We start from the raw sequence: 227 nt of genomic DNA, 5'->3' as shown, positions 1-227 counted from the left end.
CAAAATTACACACTGATTGTAAGCATGCCAAGTCTAGCCGTATTTAGCATGACACCAGTTTTTACCTTAAATCATATAACAGTAAACAGTAATGTTGATTGGTTATACAGTTACGATAAAAATACGGTGAGTTTAAAGTTCGAAAAAATATTTTGAGCTTTAACGCTTGTCACAAGCAGAAAAATTAATTAAGCGCTACTTTAAGGTTTCATTACTTTTAATTCAAG

Annotated in this window: 1 protein-coding gene; it reads left to right on the top strand. The window is 30.8% G+C overall.

Going from position 1 to position 227, the window contains the following annotated elements:
• Nucleotides 1–12: 12 nt before the first annotated feature.
• The gene (locus tag ACT3RM_RS18330) at nucleotides 13–156 is read left to right on the top strand and encodes a surface lipoprotein assembly modifier (RefSeq protein ID WP_444511573.1); all 144 of its coding nucleotides are present in this window, start codon (nucleotides 13–15) and stop codon (nucleotides 154–156) included.
• Nucleotides 157–227: the final 71 nt, after the last annotated feature.

Origin of the sequence: Pseudoalteromonas sp. AOP7-A1-14 (assembly GCF_052376275.1) — a bacterium.
Taxonomy (GTDB): Bacteria; Pseudomonadota; Gammaproteobacteria; order Enterobacterales; family Alteromonadaceae; genus Pseudoalteromonas.
The sequence above is the reverse complement of the archived record's forward strand: the minus strand, read 5'-3'. Positions and strand labels throughout refer to the sequence as shown.